Raw genomic sequence first — 17965 nt, forward strand, 5'->3', positions numbered from 1 at the left:
GTGGATTGAACGGATACGTTAGCACTCATCAGTCAAATCCCAGGAAATCGAAGATTTCACGATCCTTCATCGGCTTGGCCCGCTGTGATTCCACACCGTCCAGCAGGGACTGCGCCAGGCGCATGTATTCATCCTGGGCAATCTTGAGTTCATCCTCGGGGGGCATTTCGAACACGGTGGACTTCTTCAGGCGACTGCGCCGGATCACGTCCAGCAACGGAAAATGGGCCAGACGCTTGAGACCCACCGCTTCGTTGAAACGATCGATCTCGTCGGTGTTCACGCTGCGGTTGGCGATGACGCCGCCGATGCGCACCTGATAGTTCTTGGCCTTGGCCTCGATGGCGGCGGCGATGCGGTTCAGGGCAAAGATGGAATCAAAGTCGTTGGCCGTCACGATCAATGCCTGGTGGGCATGCTGGAGCGGTGCGGCAAAGCCGCCGCAGACCACGTCGCCCAGCACGTCGAACACCACCACGTCGGTGTCCTCCAGCAGATGATGCTGCTTGAGCAGTTTCACCGTCTGTCCCACCACGTAACCACCACAGCCGGTACCCGCGGGGGGACCGCCCGCCTCCACGCACATGACGCCGTTATAGCCTTCAAAGACGAAGTCCTCGGGACGCAACTCTTCCTCGTGGAAGTTCACCGACTCCAGTACGTCGATGACCGTGGGCACCATGCGCTTGGTGAGAGTGAAGGTGGAGTCGTGCTTGGGATCACAACCAATCTGTAGCACCCGCTTGCCCAGCCGGGAAAAGGCGGCCGACAGATTGGAAGACGTGGTGCTCTTGCCGATGCCGCCCTTGCCGTAGATGGCAAACACGCGCGCCGAACCGATGTCCAGGTTCGGGTCCATGGCGACCTGGACACTGCCTTCGCCATCGGGCGGCATGGGGCAGTCGTTATTGCAAGTGGAATTCACGCAGTGGCCTCCTCGGAAATGCCTTCGACGCGATCATCAGGAATCCCGCCGAAAAAACGAGACGTGGAAAACGGGGAAAAAAGGCCTGCCGGCCATCCCGGGCCGGGACCAGTGCGGCAGAAACGCTGCCCCGGACGGTTTTTTTCAACCGCCTAGCTTGCGGTGATACCAGAGGTTTCTGGCTTCGTTGTAGAACAGCCAGATGATACCCGCATAGACCATGATATCAGCGATATAGAAGACCAGTGCGCGACCTTCATCACCACTGGTCCCCATGAAGCTCTTCATGCCCATACCCAGGCTAAGGCCACCGAAGAACAGCAGCACCGACATGATGCGATGGCGCTGAACCCGGTCGGTAAAGGCCAGGTATTCCTGCTCGCCACGCAGCCATTCCTCGTCCACCTCCGGCTCTTGCTGTGCCGGGGTGGGCTGGACCGACTCCTGGACGGTATCCTGCCAGGATGTGGATTCGGCGGATTCCAGGGCAATGGGCGCACCGCAACCCGGGCAGGTGGGCGCCTTGTCCGAGACCTGACGTCCGCATTCAGGACAGTCTATCAATGCCATTTCTGATCCCCTGTAGAATTGATTGCCATGCATTCCGGCAGCTGGGTAAACACAACGGTGTATCCGACCCGAGCCAGATGGCGTAGCCAGCCATGATACTAGGCGATCTGCAACGGGTGAATAGGCACAGGGCGGCAAGTGGCTTTACCGGTGTGACACAGGTCATTGGCAGGGCAATCAACAGGAGAGGACTTGATGAATCAGGACAACAGGGTTTCCACCGGACTGGCGGGGCTGGACGCCGTGATCGACAGCCTTCGCATCGGCGACAACGTGGTCTGGCGCGTGGACCACATGGATGACTACCGGCGCTTCATCGACCCCTTTCTTGCCGCGGCCCGGGAACGCCGGCGCGCCATCATCTACCTGCGCTTCGGTCGCCACGCCCCCTTGGTGGAGGCCGGGCCCGATGTCCATATCGTGCAGCTGGATGCCCTGTGCGGCTTCGAGGCTTTTACCTGTCACGTCTACCAGTTGATCACCGACCATGGCAGGGGAACCTTCTATGTCTTTGACTGTCTCTCCGACCTGCTCTCCGCCTGGGCCACGGACCTGATGGTGGGCAACTTCTTCCAGGTGGTCTGCCCCTATCTGTATGAGCTGGACACGGTGGCCTACTTCGGTCTTCTGCGCCATCGCCATTCCCATCACACCGTGGCCCGCATCCGGCGGACGACCCAGGTCCTGATCGATGTGCGCCGCACCCGCGAGGAATGTCATGTCCAGCCGGTCAAGGTCTGGAAGCGCCACTCGCCCACCCTGTTCCTGCCCCATCGCTGGCGGGACGACCGATTTTCCCCCGTGATCGACAGCAGCGATGCCACCCGGGTACAGACCGCCCTGGAGCGGGATCATGTACAGGAACCGCAACGTCATCTGGACTACTGGAATGCCCTGTTTCTGGAAGCCGCGGCACAACTGCAAACCCCCGGTGACGAGGCCGGACGAGCCGCCCAGGTGGAACGACTGTGCCGCGTGATGCTGGGTCGGGACGAACGCATCCTCGACATGGCTCACCGGTATTTCAGCCTGGAAGATCTCATGGCCATCCGTGCCCGCATGATCGGCAGTGGTCATATCGGCGGCAAGGCGGTGGGAATGCTCCTGGCCCGACAGATCCTGCGGCGGGAAAACCCGGATACCTGGGAACGGTATCTGGAACCCCATGATTCCTTCTTTCTGGGCACCGATGTCTACTACTACTTTCTGGTACATAACGGCTGGTGGCCCAGGATCATGCGTCAGCGCACGCCGGACGGCTATTACAGCGAGGGCCAGGCCCTGCACGAGCGCATGCTCCATGGTCGCCTGCCCGATGAAATCCGCGAGGAGCTGGCCAGGATGCTGGACTACTTCGGCCAGTATCCCATCCTGGTGCGTTCCAGCAGCCTGCTGGAGGATGGCTTCGGCAATGCCTTCGCCGGCAAATACGACAGCGTCTTCTGCGTCAACCAGGGCACCCCGGAGGAACGGCTCGAAGCCCTGGAACAGGCCATCTGCCGGGTCTTTGCCAGCGCCATGAGCGAAGACGCCCTGGTCTACCGCAGCCAGCGGGGCCTTGCCGACCTGGAGGAGCCCATGGCCCTGCTGCTGCAGCGGGTCAACGGCCGTTACCATGGCCGCCACTACCTGCCGGATGCCGCCGGCGTCGGTGTTTCCCGCAACATCTTTGCCTGGGACCGGGACATGGACCCGGCGGCGGGCATGGTACGCCTGGTCATGGGGCTGGGTACGCGGGCCGTGGATCGCAACGATGGCGACCATGCCTGCATCATTGCCCTGGATCACCCGCTCAAGCGGCCCTTTGCCCATGCCGACGATGGTCGTTTCTGCCAGCACAAGGTGGACACCCTGGACGTGCTGGACAATGAACTACTCAGTCGCCCCTTGCGGGATCTGGTCGAGGCGGACATGGATCATGTGCTGCAATGGTGCGGGGAACCGGACCGGGAAGCCAGCGAGCAATCCCGAAGCCTGGGTGGACCACCGATGTGGCGGCTGACTTTCAGACCCCTGCTGGAGAAAACGCCCTTCGTGTCCATGATTCAAGGGCTTTTACAGACACTGGAGTCGGTGTATGCCTATCCGGTGGATGTGGAATTCACCGTTCATCTGGGAGCGGACGGCAGCCCTTCATTCAATCTGGTGCAGTGCCGCCCCCTGCAGACCCAGGGCGGCAACCACCAGGTCCGGATCCCCGCTACCGTCGATGCCGACGCGATCCTGTTCCGCAGCCAGGGGCACTTCATGGGCGGCAGTCTGGATCAACCCATCGCACGCATCATCCGCGTGGATGGTGAACGCTACAGCGCCCTGACTCTGCAACAAAAATACACCGTGGCCCGTCTGGTGGGACAACTCAACCGGCGCATGTCGGATCGGGATGACCAGCCTACCCTGCTGATCGGCCCGGGACGCTGGGGCACCAGCACGCCGGAACTGGGCGTGCCGATCCGTTTTGCCGATATCAGCCGTATGGCGGTCCTGATCGAGGTCGCCGAACTGGGCGGCGGCGTGATTCCGGATTTGTCCTATGGTTCCCACTTCTTCCAGGATCTGGTGGAATCCGGCATTGCCTATGTGGCCCTCCGTCCCCGGGAGGCCCATACGGACTACCGGCCGGACCGGCTCCACCAGGCCGTTCGGGAAGCGATTGATACCGATCTGGTAGAAGGCCTGGACGAGACCGTACTCGCGGCCGTGGAGATCCACGATGTGCGTGCCCTGGACATGAAACTTCTGGCGGATGTCATCAGCCAGCAGATCCTGTGCTGTGCATTCAGACGCATCTGAACGCCGCACATGAAAAAAAGCCCCGGGTTCCCACGCGAGGAACCCGGGGCCGGGGTCTTGCGACCCGATCAGGACGAACGGATCAGATGACGCCCATGGCCACCATGGCACCGGCCACCTTCACGAAGCCGGCGATGTTGGCACCCACCACGTAGTTGCCGGGGGCACCGAACTCTTCGGAGGTCTGGTGGCAGTTGCGATGGATGTCCACCATGATTTCACGCAGACGCTCTTCGGTGTGCTCGAAGGTCCAGGAATCGCGGCTGGCGTTCTGCTGCATTTCCAGGGCGCTGGTGGCCACGCCGCCCGCATTGGCGGCCTTGCCGGGACCAAAAGCGACACCGGCCTCGGTGAAGAAGCGGATGGCCTCCGGGGTGGAAGGCATGTTGGCACCTTCCGCCACGGCGATGACCCCGTTCTTGATCAGGGTCTTGGCATCGGTACCGTTGAGCTCGTTCTGGGTGGCGCAGGGCAGCGCCACCTGGCAGGGCACACTCCAGATATTGCCGTTTTCCAGATATTTGGCGCTCTTCTTCTCTTCGGCGTAGGCACTGATGCGGCGACGCTCCACTTCCTTGATCTGCTTGACCAGATCCAGATCGATACCGTCCTTGTCCACGATCACGCCGTTGGAATCGGAACAGGCGATGACCTTGGCACCCAGGGACATGGCCTTCTCCATGGCGTAGATGGCCACGTTACCGGAACCGGACACCACGCAGGTCTTGCCGTCGAAGGAATCGGAACGAACCTTGAGCATTTCCTCGGTGAAGAAGACGGTGCCGTAGCCGGTGGCTTCCTTGCGGGCACGGCTGCCGCCCCAGTTCAGGCCCTTGCCGGTAAACACGCCGGATTCATAGCGGTTGGTGATGCGCTTGTACTGACCGAACAAGTAGCCGATTTCGCGCTGGCCCACACCGATGTCGCCGGCCGGCACGTCAGTGTACTCACCCAGATGGCGGTACAGCTCGGTCATCATGCTCTGGCAAAAACGCATGATCTCGCCGTCGGAACGTCCCTTGGGATCGAAGTCGCTGCCGCCCTTGCCGCCGCCGATGGGCATGCCGGTGAGGGCATTCTTGAAGATCTGCTCAAAGCCCAGGAACTTGATGATGCCCAGGTAGACGGAAGGGTGGAAGCGAATACCGCCCTTGTAGGGTCCCAGGGCGCTGTTGAACTGTACCCGGAAGGCACGGTTGATCTGGGTAACACCCTTGTCATCCTGCCACGGTACCCGGAAGATGATCTGCCGCTCGGGCTCACAGATCAGCTGGATGATCTTGCGATCGGCAAATTCCGGATACTTCACCAGGACCGGACCAAGGGATTCCAGCACTTCACGAACCGCCTGATGGAACTCCGTTTCCCCCGGGTTTCTGCGCAAGACTTCCTGATAAATGGGTTCCAGCTTTTCATCGAGACCTGCCGCCATATTTTATTTCTCCAGCACAGCCGGGCTCGACCAGGGGACGGAGCACGGAGTGCGGTTATGTTTGAAGAGAGCCGTTTGTGCCCGTACGAGGCGAGCACAATACGGAACTAGAAAATCAGAGCTTCAGCGATGGAAATCTCCGGCGCTTTCAGGCTGATAGAGAATTTCATCGATACGGACCCTGATGACCCCGCCTCCCGGCCTGGGCCATTCGATCTGATCGCCGACGGACAGCCCCAGCAACGCGCTACCCACCGGGGCCAGGATGGACACCTTGTCCGCCTGCCCGGTGCTGTCCTTGGGGTAGACCAGCGTCATGCAGAAGCTCTCGCCGGTACTGTCCATGACGAAACGCACGGTGGAATTCATGGTCACCACCGTCGGCGGAATCTGCTCTGGATCGAGCACCTCGGCGCGGTCCAGTTCGGCCTGCAAGGCCGCCTTACCCGGAAAGGCAGTTTCCGAAATCGAGGCCAGCAGGCTGTCCAGCCTGTCGTAATCCTGCGAAGAGAGGACGATATTGGGTTTGCTATTCACGCTGATGAACTCTGAACATCCTTAAATTAGAGGACGGGACATTCTATCCCGAAATCCCGTATTTTTCGCCCCCCAGCCTCAGGAACCCCTGGAGACGAGGGACAGATCCTTCACTTCCACTCGATTGCGACCGGCATTCTTGGCTCGGTACAAGGCCTCATCAGCGCGTTGCAGGGCATGATCCGGCAGGATGTCACGCTCTGACAGGGCGGTAATGCCGATGCTCACCGTGATCGGGATTTCCAGCTCGTCAGCACGCACCGGGATTCGGGCAATGCGTTTTCTAAGACGCTCAGCCAGGGCGACCGTGGCCTGCAGATCGGTATCCGGCAACAATACCGCAAACTCCTCCCCCCCCATGCGACCGGCAAAATCGCTCTTGCGCAGACAATAGCGGAGCAGTGACGCAAAATGCCGAAGCACCGTGTCGCCGGCAGAATGACCATGGGTGTCGTTCACACGCTTGAAATGATCCAGGTCCAGCATCATGACAGCGGCCTGGTGATCGGGATTGCGGTCCATTCGCAGGATCTCCTCCCGCATCCGTTCGAGAAAATGACGCCGATTGGCAAGCCCGGTGAGATGGTCGGTGGTCGCCATCTCCCTGAGTTCCTGCTCCATGCGCTTGCGGTCGGTGATATCGGAAATGGTGCCGACCATACGCAGGGGACGCCCATCCGGATCACGTCTCACCACCAGACCGCGGGCCAGGATCCAATGCCAGACATCATTCCGACCACGCACGCGATGCTCGGTCTCATAATGAGCCGAATTGCCATCCAGATGTCGCTGCAGATGCTCCCGTACATGATGACAGTCATCCGGGTGCACCCGCTGGAACCAGTCCTCGGAACGAAGACAGGCAAATTCATCTCGTGAGTATCCCAACATCTCCCCGCAGCGGCGAGACTGGATCAAGGTATCGGCTTGCACGTTCCAGTCAAAAACGCCATCACCAGCCGCCTCCAGGGCAAAACGCCAGCGTTCGGCATTTTCCTCCAGAGTTTGCAGGTTTCCGGTGCGCTCGATGGCAATGGCGGCGAGAGTGGAAAATTCTCGGATTGCACGGATTTCACTTTCAGACGGGCTATGAATCCGGCGCCGAAACAGGCTGACTTGACCCAGCAGCCCCCCCTGTGATGACGGGATCGGAACCGACCAGCAGGAGGCCAGTCCGCGCTCCATGGCCGGCCCTTTGAGACCGACCCAGCGGGGATCCGACTGAATGTCGGTCGAAATGAGGATCTGTCGCCGACCTGCCGACCCACAGGCCGGCGGCCCGACAACCCCGTGACCGAAATGATCTGAAACCGCCCGCTGAAAATCCGCATCCAGACTGGGTGCCGCGCCCGGCACCATGCGCTGTTGCGTCTCGTCCATCAGGGTAATGAGACACAGGACCTCGGGATCCTCAAGCTCCACACTGCGAGCCAGAGAGTCCAGAATCACGGGCAGTTCGGCGCCACCGGCCAGCAGGGAAAGTACCCGATTCCTTCCCGCCTCGCGCTGCTCGTGTCGCTTGCGCTCAGTGATATCCGTCAGCACGCCCTCGAAGCGAATCAACTTGCCCCGAGCATCATATTCGACCCCGCTGTGCTCCTCGACCCACAAGATCTTTCCCGCTCTGGTGACAATGCGATATTGCTGTCGAAACTGCCTGCGCCCTTGCCGTGTGTACCGCTCCACCTCGGTGGCCAGACGCTCCCGATCATCGGGATGAACCAGATGAATGAAGAGCTTTTCACCCGACATCATCTCCGACGCGGAGTATCCCCAGCGGGATACCGTGGCAGAGATAAACTCCACCGGCCATCCCGGATCGGCCAGCCAACGGCACAGTATCACCGCGCTCGACTCCACCACCCGGTTGGCCGCCTTGAGCAACTCCATGGCCTGAAGGCGCTCCAGTGCCACCGAGAGATCCCGCGCCATTTCCTGCAGCAGGGACACCGTCCTGCCGGAAAAGGCACGTGGTTCAGTGCTGAAAAGATTCAGCGTCCCAGTCACCATTCCCGAAGGTGTCACGGCAAACCTGGCCAATGACCGCATCCCCGCCGCCATGGCTTCCTCGGCATCGTGTGACCGGGCATTTTCGGCACTGAGGTTATCGACCACGATATGGGGTGTACTACCCCGCCGCACACCCTCGTTTTCACTCGCGGTCAGCCAGCGCATCGAACATTGATGAGGTTCGATATCCCCCACATCATTACCCGCGCGGGCAAACAGGCGCAGCTTGCCGGCATTGCCGGTCTCCCAGAGGCCAATCCACGCTGCGCTGAAACCGCCCCGGCCCACCAGGATCTCGCACACGGCATTGATCAGCGCCCTGCGATCATGATTGCGGACAATGGCCTGATTCACACGAATCATCATGTCCTGTGACTGCTCAAGTCGTTGCTGCAAAACCTGACCGCCTTCCTCCCGACCGCCCTGCAAAACAACCAAATAGGCGCAGGGTCCACCGTCCTTCTGGCGTACCACGCGCACGAAGACGGATGCCAGGACGACCTTTCCGTCTGCGCGCACAAAAGCCCTGTTGTTGCGCTCGAATCGATCACGGTTTCCCGATATCAGACGGGAAAACTCGCGGACTTCGTCTTCCCGACCCTCATCCAGGGAAACCGCCTGCCAGGTCATGCCCAGAAGTTGATCTCGGGAACGGCCTAACATCTCGACCAGACGCTGGTTCACCGCGGTCCAGCGGTAATCCCCCGGGGCGAGCGTGCCCAGGGCAACAAAGTGCAGATTGTAGAAATACTCCATCCAGGGACTGCCGGCACATTGATGGGAATATCGCGCAGGCCGCTCTGCCAGGGTGACGAGAGAGCATTCGGATGCCCCGTAAGAATTGCGTGGGCTTCCGGCCACATGGACATCGGCATGGAACAGGCGCCCCTGCCCGTTCCTGAACAGTAGATCCTCTACCAGCACACTGCCGGCGTTGCCGGCCTGGAAGATGAGATCCCTGATCAGCGCGCAGCCCTCCCGCGGTACCTGGAAATCCGCAAGATTCCGCGCTGGAACCAGCAGATCCGTGTCCTCATACCCCCACAGCAGGGCCATGGCCGCCGCGTTGCCCCGCAGGATCAGTCCACTGTCATCCACCATCAACTCAGCAACAGGCAATCCAGGCCACGACACCTCATCGTCCGTGCTTGCGGTAGGCACGGCGGATGCGGATGCTGGAGGCAGGGGCAACCAGTCTCTTGGCAAGGACATGCGGGGGTCCTCGGTTCCACGGCCATGTAGGAAAGCTGTCTTACTTACCAACACTTTAGCAGAAACCCCGTGCTCACAGATCCCGTACGGAGAATGAAGGAGGAGCGGTAGTTTTTTTCAGACACGCAGACGCAAAAAGACCCCTTTAAAGGGGTCTTTTTGTTTGACTGCCTTGGCAGGATCAACATCCATCAGGATGAAACCTTGCCTTTTTATGGCGTCCCCACGGGGATTCGAACCCCGGTCGCCGCCGTGAAAGGGCGGTGTCCTAGGCCTCTAGACGATGGGGACTAAGAAAACAACATTATAGCAGATCAGCGGAAAATAAAAAGCTTTTATTTTACTCTGCCTGCCTTACAGCTAAACTTCTTATTGGCGCTTTTCGTGTCTCTGCTCTGTCAAAACCACCGTGACCAACCCGGTGAATACCATCAGAACACCCAAAGGCACCAGAGACAGAAAATACTTTGCAAGCTCATCGGTTCCGTAAAACAACGCACCGAAACCGACGACCATGCCTGCCAACGTAAGCAGTGCCCCAACAACCATCGAGTACTGACCTATTCGATGCATGCCGAATCACTACCCGGCCCGCCGAAGCGGAAATTTGGTGGAGCCAGGCGGGATCGAACCGCCGACCTCTTGCATGCCATGCAAGCGCTCTCCCAGCTGAGCTATGGCCCCGAAAGTTCCATGACCGTTGTTTCGCTGTTGCCGTGCTGGTCATGCCCCTCAGAAGCTGCGTACTATACGGATCCTTCAGGATGCTGTCAACAGTTTTTTTAAACTTTTTTCGACGCGATCCATTCGGCAGCTTTCTGAATCCTCGACAGGGTTCGCTCCCGTCCGATCAGCATCAGGGTCTGATCAATGGACGGCGAAACCGAGCCGCCGGTCACCGCCACACGCAGCGGCTGAGCGACCTTGCCCAATTTTACTTGTAACCTTTCTGAAACACCAGTTACGGATTCGTGGATCTGCTCCGCGCTCCACTCTCCCAAGGCATCCAGCGCGGCATGCAGGGCCTGCAGCACCGGCAGGGCATCAGGCGTCAGGTTCTTCTGCGCTGCCTTTTCATCATACTCATCGAACTCCTTGAAGAAGTACACGCTCTGGTCGGCCATCTCCACCAGGGTCTTGGCGCGGTCACGCAGGATCTCCACCACGTCACGCAAGGGCGGCGGCGTGGAAGGATCCACGTCCCGCTGGCCCATGTGCCAGGACAACTGCCGGGCCACGTAGTCGGAGGTCTGGGTCTTGATGTAGTGCTGGTTCAGCCACAGGAGCTTTTCCGGATTGATGGCCGAGGCAGAATGATTCACGTCGGCGATGTCGAACAGCTCGATCAGTTCGTCCAGGCTGAAGATTTCCTGATCGCCATGGGACCAACCCAGTCGTACCAGATAGTTGAGCAGCGCCTGGGGCAAATAGCCGTCATCCCGGTACTGCATCACGCTCACCGCCCCATGGCGCTTGGACAGCTTGGTGCCGTCGGGACCGAGGATCATGGGCAGATGGGCATAGCGGGGCGGTTCCACGCCCAGGGCCTTGAGGATGTTGATCTGGCGAGGGGTGTTGTTCAGGTGATCATCGCCACGGATCACGTGGGTGATCTGCATGTCCCAGTCGTCCACCACCACGGTGAGATTGTAGGTGGGGGTGCCGTCGGAACGGGCGATGATCAGATCATCCAGCTCGGTATTCTGGAAGGTGACGCGGCCACGCACCATGTCGTCCACCACGGTAATGCCTTCGGCGGGGTTACGGAAGCGGATGACAGGACTGACACCTTCCCGGGGCTCGCCCCGCAGGCGGCAGCGGCCGTCGTAGCGCGGCTTGACCTTCATCGCCATCTGCTGATCGCGCATGGCATCCAGCTCTTCCTTGGTGCAGTAGCAGTAATACGCGTGACCGGTATCCAGCAATTGCTGGATCACCTCTTTGTAGCGGTCAAAACGCTGGGTCTGGTAGAACGGGCCTTCGTCGTATTCCAGGCCCAGCCAGTTCATGCCTTCCAGGATTGCATTCACCGATTCCGCATTGGAACGCGCCAGATCCGTATCCTCGATGCGCAGGACGAAATCGCCACCGTGCTTGCGGGCATAGAGCCAGGAAAACAACGCCGTGCGGGCACCGCCGATGTGGAGATAACCGGTCGGACTGGGAGCGAATCGGGTGCGAACTTTCATGGAGTCACTCTGGCTTGGATGTATGGGAAGCGGCATAGAGTAGCAGACGACTTGCGGGGCTTCACCCGCTGCCTGCAATCAGGGCGCCTCTCATTGCAAGGCCAGCACGACGGCGAGCAGTACCCCGGCCTCCACCAGCTCGATCAGTCCCCCGGCCGTATCCCCGGTGGTACCGCCGAGGCGATGCACCATCCAGGCCCGACCGAGCAGGAAGACCAGTGCCGCGCCCGCCAGGGCCCAGACGCCGGCCATGCCGCCCAGGATGACGACGGCCAGCGCCACCCCCGCAGTGACCAGCCACGCCCCCCGACGCGGCAGATGCCGGGCCAGCAACGTGGCCATGCCGGCGGAACGGACATACTCGGTCAGCAGGAACAGCGGCAGGATAGCGGCTCGTCCCAGCAGGGGCGCCAGGATCAGGGCCATCCAGCCCCCCGTCAGGGCCAGCAGTTCGAACACGGCGGCAAACTTCACCAGCACCAGCAGGATCAGGGCCGTGACACCGGCGGGACCGCAGCGGGGATCCTTCATGATCTCCAGGGTCCGCTCCCGGTCCCCCAGACCACCGATCCAGGCATCGGCGGTATCCGCCAGACCATCCATGTGCAAGAGCCCGGTCAACAGCACCCAGGCGGTGACGATCAGCGCCGCCGCCAGCACGCCCTCCCCCAGCGCCCACGCCAACGCGGCCAGGGGTAGCCCCATAAGCAGGCCCACCAGGGGGTAGTACAGCATGGAGCGGCCCACTTCCTCATCGGTGGGCGAGTTCCAGCTCACGGGAAATCGGGTCAGAAAACGCAAGGCCACGAGAAAGGGTTTCATGCCGCCCCCTCCCGGATTGGGCCATGTTCGTTACCCAGGGCCACGACCTGGGCGCCCTGCCCTGCCCCCGCGGGCGAAGTGATGCGATAGAGACAGGCATGGGGCACTTCCAGGCGCAACAGATCCGACAGGGGGCGTTGCTGCACATGCAGCAGGATCAGACGGATCACGCCGCCATGGGTCACCACCAACACCCGCTCACCCATCGCGCTGTCACACAGCCGTCGCCAGGCCGCCAGTACCCGATCCCGGAAATCCATCAGGGGTTCGGCACCGGGAGGGATGTGGTTGAGCGGATCTTCCCAGAAGCGGCCCAGGGCCTCCGGTTCCGTTTCCATCAGTTCCGCTGCCGTGCGCCCCTCCCAGGCACCGAAATGCATCTCCCGCAGATCCGATTCCAGGGCCAGTGGCACGACATCGGCCCCGGCCCAGTCCCGGGCCGGGGCCGCGCAGCGCCGCAGGGGTGAGGTGATGATGCGATCCCAGGGGCCATGGCGCTCGTACCCCGCCTGCATGTGGGCGCGCCCCTGGTCGGTGAGTTCATCATCCAGGCTGCCCCGGAAGGCAAAGCCCCCCGTGGTCTGGCCGTGGCGCATCAGATCAATCTGCATGGATGGCAAGGGCACCTTCAGTGCGCCTCCGCCACCTGGGCCTCGGCGAAGGTGGCCATGTGACAATGAATGTCGCAGGCCAGACGCAGCAGGGGCACCGCCGTAGCGGCACCGCTGGCCTCGCCCAGGCGCATGCCCAGATCCAGGACGGGATCCGCCGCCAGCGCCTCCACCAGCAGACGATGACCCGGCTCGGCGGAAGCATGGGCAAACAGCATCCAGTCCCGGGCACCGGGACAGATGCGCACCGTGGCCAGGGCTGCGGCGGAACTGATGAAACCATCCACCAGGATGGGCATGCCCATCTGCGCGCAGGCCAGATACGCGCCACTCATGGCGGCAATCTCGAACCCCCCGACCCGACGCAGGCATTCCACCGGGTCCGACAGGTTCTCCGCGCCATGCAAATGCAGGGCGCGACGCAACACCTCGACCTTGTGCCGGACACCCTCCTGATTGAGCCCGGTGCCGGGTCCCGCCAGCACCTCCGGGTCACGCTCCAAAAGCCCGCAGGACACGGCCGCCGCCGCCGTGGTGTTGCCGATGCCCATCTCTCCGGCCAGATAGAGCTGGGCACCGGCCAGGCGTGCCCGTTCGGCACTGTGACGGCCGGCATTCATGGCTTTGGCCAACTGATGGGCATCCATGGCGGGGCCTTCGACAAAATTGGCGGTCCCCGGTCCCAGACGCACATCCAGCACCTCGGACATGGGCTCCAGTTCCACCACGGTTCCCAGATTGATCACTTCCAGTGTCGCACCGATGGAGCGCGCCAGGACACTGATCCCGGCCCCGCCGCGGGCAAAATTCCTGACCATCTCGGCGGTGACGGACTGGGGAAAGCGGGAAATCCCTTCGGCCGCCACGCCGTGATCACCGGCGAAGATGCTGATCCGCACCTGATCCACCCGCGGCTTGTCGGTACCCTGCATCCCGGCCAGTCGGGTGGCCAGGGTTTCCAGGCGGCCCAGGGAACCCAGGGGTTTGGTGAGCTGAGTCTGTCGATCTTCCGCGGCGCGGCGGGCGGTGTCATCGATCGGTGCGGCGGGGACCTGCAACCAGGGGGTTTCGTGATTCAAAGGGGTTCTCCTTTCAGGGTATGTGGCAAGCCGGCCACGGTCAGGACGACGCGATCCGCACGGGCGGCCACCGCCTGATGCAGGCGTCCGGCATCATCGCAGAAACGTCGGGTCAGTTCTCCCAGGGGCACGATGCCCATGCTGGTCTCATTGCTGACCATGATCACACGGCCGGGCAGACGGGGCAGCACCACCAGAAAGTCCTCCTGTTCACGGGCGCAGGTCTGTGCCTCCTCATCCCATAACAAATGGGTCAGCCAGAGGGTGAGGCAGTCCACCAGCAAACAATGCCCGGGACGGGCATGGCGGACCAGTGTCGCCGCCAGATCGGCCCCGCTCTCCACCAGCGTCCAGTCCGACGGACGGCGCTCACGGTGGTGGCGGATGCGCGCGTGCATTTCCTCGTCGTCACCGGGTCGAGCGGTGGCCACATAGGTCACCGGCAGACCGCTCTCCAGGGCCAGACGCTCGGCCAGGGCGCTTTTGCCGGAACGGACACCGCCCAGGATCAGTTCTTTCATGGGTCAATACCTCGCTCATGCCCGGCATCCACCCTGCCCACCACCCAGGCCAGCGCAACCTCCAGACGCTGCCATTGGGCCTCATCGGCCGGCAGACCAAAGCGTAGACTCAAGGGATCGGTGAACAACCGGGTAAGAATGGCTTCCCGGCGCAGCCCCTGATGGATCTGCCTGGCGTGGGGGGTACGCACCCACTGGAACACATCGGTCCCGCCGTCAGGCACCAGCCCGTGCGCACTCAGGCAAGCTTGCAGACGCAGCCCGGAGGCGGCCAGTAAGGCCCGGGTCCGGATCTGCCAGTCCCGGTCTTCCAGCGCCCGGGTGGCCACCCAGCGCGAGGGACCGCTCAGGCACCAGGGTCCCAGGCGGGCGGACAGACGGGCCAGCAGGGGCGCCTCCGCCAGGACAAACCCCACCCGTGCCCCGGCCAGACCAAAGAACTTGCCCAGTGAGCGCAGAACCACCAGGCCGGGCCGGGGACAAAGCGGGGCCAGACCCAGGTCCGGGGTGGCGTCCATGAAGGCCTCATCCACCACCAGCCAGCCACCCCGGACCGCCAGATCAGCCAGCCAGGCCTGCAGCCGGGACGGTGCGAAGGTGTCGCCGGTGGGGTTGTTGGGATGGACCAGCAGCAGCACATCCAGTCCGTCCAGACGGGATTCGATCTCCTCCACGGCCAGCGGGATCACCTGGTGCCCCGCCAGGCGCCAGGCATGGGCATGCTCGGCATAGCTGGGATGCAGCATCCCCACCCGTCGCCCCGGCGGCAGCAGGCCCGGCAGGGCCTGGATCGCCGCCTGGGAACCGGCCACCGGCAACAGGGCATCCGTACCGTAATAGGCGGCCGCGGCCTGTTCCAGCCCATCGGCCTCCTCCGGCAGACGGGACCAGACCGACGCCGGCATCCCATCGGGCACCGGCCAGCCCACCGGATTGATGCCGGTGGACAGATCCAGCCAGCGGCTCAGGGGGATACCCTCTTCCCGCGCCGCCTGACGCAGGCGGCCGCCGTGGGGCAAGGTCACCGGAGTGCTCATGTTCATGACAAAAAGCCCGTGATAGGGAGAAGATGGCCGATCAGTATCAATAACATGAAGCACGCCAGCCAGATCCCCATCCCCCGTCGAATGAGATCCAGTGCCCGCCGGATGTCCTCGGGCCGGGCCGCCTGCCCCGCCCCCAGATCCGGACGCGGCTCCAGCCGGCCGTAGTAGACCGCCGCCCCGCCCAGACGGATGCCCAGCGCCCCGGCGCCGGCAGCCATCACCGGGCCGGCATTGGGGCTTTTCCAAACCCGTCCCTGCCGTCGCCAGCAGTCAAGGGCGACCCGGGTATGGCCCGCCAGGGCATAGGCCAGAGCGGTCAGGCGCGCCGGGATCCAATTCATGACATCGTCCAGCCGGGCCGCCGCCCAGCCAAAGCGACCATAGCGATCGGTGCGATACCCCCACATGGCATCCAGGGTGTTCACCAGCCGGTAGGCCACCACCCCGGGCGCTCCGGCCACCAGAAACCAGAACACCGGCGCAAACAGGGCATCGTTGCCGTTTTCCAGCACGGATTCCAGGGTGGCCTTACTGATGTCCTGCGCATCCAGGGTTCGGGTATCCCGGCTGACCAGAAAGGCGACCCGCTCGCGGGCCTGGTCAAGATGACCCTGGGTCAGGGCGTCGGCGATACCCTTGCCGTGTTCGCCCAGGCTGCGCCAGCCGATGGCCAGATAGAGCAGGACCAGTTCGGCCACCCAGCCCCAGGGCGGCAGGGACACCAGCAGGGCCAGCAATACGAACGGGATCACCAGCATCGCCACCAGCCAGGCACCCCGGCGCCGGTCATCCCGATGGAAACGGCGTTCGGCGGCATCCACCAGGGCACCGAAACCCACCAGGGGGTGCCAGCGGGGAGGCTCGCCCAGGAGCCGGTCCAGCAGCAGCGCGGACAGCAGCAGGACCAGGGTCAGCATGGCCGGTGTCCGCCCAGCAGGTGACCGATCGCCTCCGGGTTGGAGGGGAAATACAGATGGACATAGCTGGCCGTGACGGGACCGAGGCGATACACCGGCTCCGCCGTGGCCCGCCCGTTGGGGCTGCAGGCATGGGTCAGCGGCTCTATCCTCGCCGTCATGGCGGAATGATGGAAGGTATGTCCCCGCAACGTGCCTTCCGGCAACACGACTTCCTGGGGTCCCAGTCCGGCCAGCCGACCCTGCATCCGTGCCTCCCCCGGCAGCAGACCGGCCATGTCCGCCTCCTGCCCCGCCACATCCGACAATCGTTCCAGCAGATACAGCATGCCGCCGCACTCGGCCAGTATCGGGCGCCCGGCGCTGATGTGGGAAAGCAGGTCCTGTTTCAGCCGCTCATTGGCCGCCAGTGCGGGCAGATGCAACTCCGGATAGCCGCCCGGCAGATAGACCCCGTCGGCCTCGGGCAATCTTTCCCCCGCCACCGGCGAGAAAAAGCACAGCGTCGCGCCCAGTTTGGCAAGCACCTCCAGATTGGCCGGATAAATGAAAGCAAAGGCCGCATCCCGGGCCACCGCGATGCGCCGTCCCGCCAGCAGCCTGGGGGGCGGGCTCCGGTCCACCGGCGCGAAGGACACCGGGGGCGGCAATCCACCCGCCGTCCACACCAGACGGCCGGCGGCAGCCTCCAGGCGCTGATCCAGATCCTGGATTTCCTCGGCCTGAACCAGCCCCAGATGCCGGCTGGGCAGGGCCGCGTCAGGCGCCTTGGGCAGATAGCCCAGGGCCGTCAGCCCCGGCGGCAGGTCTTCCAGCAGCATCCGATAGTGGCCCTCACTGCTCACCCGATTGGCAAAGACCCCGGCAAACGGCACGTCGGGCCGGAATGTGGACAACCCGTGGGCGATGGCCCCGAAGGTCTGGGCCATGGCGGCACCGCTGATGGAGGCCAGCACGGGAATTCCCAGGGTTCGGGCAATATCCGCCGTGGAAGGGCGACCATCGAACAGGCCCATCACCCCTTCCACCAGGATCAGGTCCGCGTCCCCCGCCGCCTCAAAAAGACGCTGGCGGGCGTCGGCCTCGCCGGTCATCCACATGTCGATGGAATGGACCTCGTGACCGCAGGCCTGGTGGTGAATCATGGGGTCAAGAAAATCCGGTCCGCCTTTGAACACCCGCACCCGCCGCCCCTGGTTGCGGTGATACCGGGCCAGGGCGGCGGTGACCGTGGTCTTGCCCTGCCCGGACGACGGGGCCGTGATCAACAGAGCTGGGCAATGGCGGGTGTGCATGGTCGT

The 17965-nt window shown here is 62.7% G+C and carries 14 protein-coding genes and 2 tRNA genes; 1 reads left to right on the plus strand and 15 read right to left on the minus strand.

The features are described from left to right. Nucleotides 1–28 precede the first annotated feature (28 nt). Together bchL and ECTPHS_RS05655 are read right to left on the minus strand one after the other, a co-directional pair. Nucleotides 29–895, minus strand: coding sequence for a ferredoxin:protochlorophyllide reductase (ATP-dependent) iron-sulfur ATP-binding protein (bchL, locus tag ECTPHS_RS05650; protein WP_008931734.1), 867 nt, complete (start codon nucleotides 893–895; stop codon nucleotides 29–31). A gap of 174 nt (nucleotides 896–1069) precedes the next feature. Next, complete coding sequence (locus tag ECTPHS_RS05655; RefSeq protein WP_008931735.1) at nucleotides 1070–1495, minus strand: zinc-ribbon domain-containing protein; 426 nt, start codon at nucleotides 1493–1495, stop codon at nucleotides 1070–1072. Between the two features lie 195 nt (nucleotides 1496–1690). Here ECTPHS_RS05655 and ECTPHS_RS05660 point away from each other — a divergent pair, with 195 nt between their 5' ends. Continuing rightward, nucleotides 1691–4288, plus strand: coding sequence for a PEP/pyruvate-binding domain-containing protein (locus ECTPHS_RS05660; RefSeq protein ID WP_008931736.1), 2598 nt, complete (start codon nucleotides 1691–1693; stop codon nucleotides 4286–4288). A gap of 82 nt (nucleotides 4289–4370) precedes the next feature. Here the strand turns inward: ECTPHS_RS05660 and gdhA are convergent, their stop codons facing one another. From gdhA to ECTPHS_RS05730, 13 genes are all read right to left on the minus strand, one after another. Next, nucleotides 4371–5720 carry an NADP-specific glutamate dehydrogenase gene (gene gdhA, locus ECTPHS_RS05665; protein WP_008931737.1) on the minus strand — a complete coding sequence of 450 codons (1350 nt, stop codon included), beginning with the start codon at nucleotides 5718–5720 and terminating at the stop codon, nucleotides 4371–4373. A 123-nt stretch (nucleotides 5721–5843) separates the two neighbouring features. Further along, entirely contained in the window at nucleotides 5844–6257 is a 414-nt protein-coding gene (gene rnk, locus ECTPHS_RS05670) for a nucleoside diphosphate kinase regulator (protein ID WP_008931738.1), read from the minus strand. Between the two features lie 78 nt (nucleotides 6258–6335). Then, complete coding sequence (locus ECTPHS_RS13935) at nucleotides 6336–9401, minus strand: diguanylate cyclase (protein ID WP_168044640.1); 3066 nt, start codon at nucleotides 9399–9401, stop codon at nucleotides 6336–6338. 293 nt (nucleotides 9402–9694) lie between these two features. Beyond that, a tRNA-Glu gene (locus ECTPHS_RS05680) sits at nucleotides 9695–9770 on the minus strand. 317 nt (nucleotides 9771–10087) lie between these two features. Beyond that, a tRNA-Ala gene (locus tag ECTPHS_RS05690) sits at nucleotides 10088–10163 on the minus strand. 98 nt (nucleotides 10164–10261) lie between these two features. After that, the gene (gene gltX, locus ECTPHS_RS05695; RefSeq protein ID WP_008931741.1) at nucleotides 10262–11668 is read right to left on the minus strand and encodes a glutamate--tRNA ligase; all 1407 of its coding nucleotides are present in this window, start codon (nucleotides 11666–11668) and stop codon (nucleotides 10262–10264) included. Nucleotides 11669–11758: 90 nt separating this feature from the next. Beyond that, complete coding sequence (locus ECTPHS_RS05700) at nucleotides 11759–12490, minus strand: adenosylcobinamide-GDP ribazoletransferase (protein WP_008931742.1); 732 nt, start codon at nucleotides 12488–12490, stop codon at nucleotides 11759–11761. Further along, nucleotides 12487–13101 carry a histidine phosphatase family protein gene (locus tag ECTPHS_RS05705; RefSeq protein WP_008931743.1) on the minus strand — a complete coding sequence of 205 codons (615 nt, stop codon included), beginning with the start codon at nucleotides 13099–13101 and terminating at the stop codon, nucleotides 12487–12489. Before ECTPHS_RS05705 ends, ECTPHS_RS05700 begins: the two co-directional genes overlap by 4 nt. Before the next feature lie 17 nt (nucleotides 13102–13118). Further along, nucleotides 13119–14180 (minus strand): nicotinate-nucleotide--dimethylbenzimidazole phosphoribosyltransferase, encoded by a 1062-nt coding sequence (gene cobT / locus ECTPHS_RS05710; RefSeq protein ID WP_008931744.1) that lies wholly within the window; start codon nucleotides 14178–14180, stop codon nucleotides 13119–13121. After that, nucleotides 14177–14701 (minus strand): bifunctional adenosylcobinamide kinase/adenosylcobinamide-phosphate guanylyltransferase, encoded by a 525-nt coding sequence (gene cobU, locus ECTPHS_RS05715; RefSeq protein ID WP_008931745.1) that lies wholly within the window; start codon nucleotides 14699–14701, stop codon nucleotides 14177–14179. Before cobU ends, cobT begins: the two co-directional genes overlap by 4 nt. Continuing rightward, nucleotides 14698–15738 carry a threonine-phosphate decarboxylase CobD gene (gene cobD, locus ECTPHS_RS05720; protein WP_008931746.1) on the minus strand — a complete coding sequence of 347 codons (1041 nt, stop codon included), beginning with the start codon at nucleotides 15736–15738 and terminating at the stop codon, nucleotides 14698–14700. The genes cobU and cobD overlap by 4 nt, the downstream gene beginning before the upstream one ends. Nucleotides 15739–15740: 2 nt before the next feature. Next, on the minus strand, nucleotides 15741–16664 hold the full coding sequence (cbiB, locus tag ECTPHS_RS05725; RefSeq protein ID WP_008931747.1) for an adenosylcobinamide-phosphate synthase CbiB: 924 nt from the start codon (nucleotides 16662–16664) through the stop codon (nucleotides 15741–15743). Next, nucleotides 16658–17959: a cobyrinate a,c-diamide synthase gene (locus ECTPHS_RS05730; protein WP_008931748.1), complete on the minus strand. Its 1302-nt coding sequence runs from the start codon at nucleotides 17957–17959 to the stop codon at nucleotides 16658–16660. The genes cbiB and ECTPHS_RS05730 overlap by 7 nt, the downstream gene beginning before the upstream one ends. Nucleotides 17960–17965 lie beyond the last annotated feature (6 nt).

Origin of the sequence: Ectothiorhodospira sp. PHS-1 (assembly GCF_000225005.1) — a bacterium.
GTDB lineage: Bacteria > Pseudomonadota > Gammaproteobacteria > Ectothiorhodospirales > Ectothiorhodospiraceae > Ectothiorhodospira.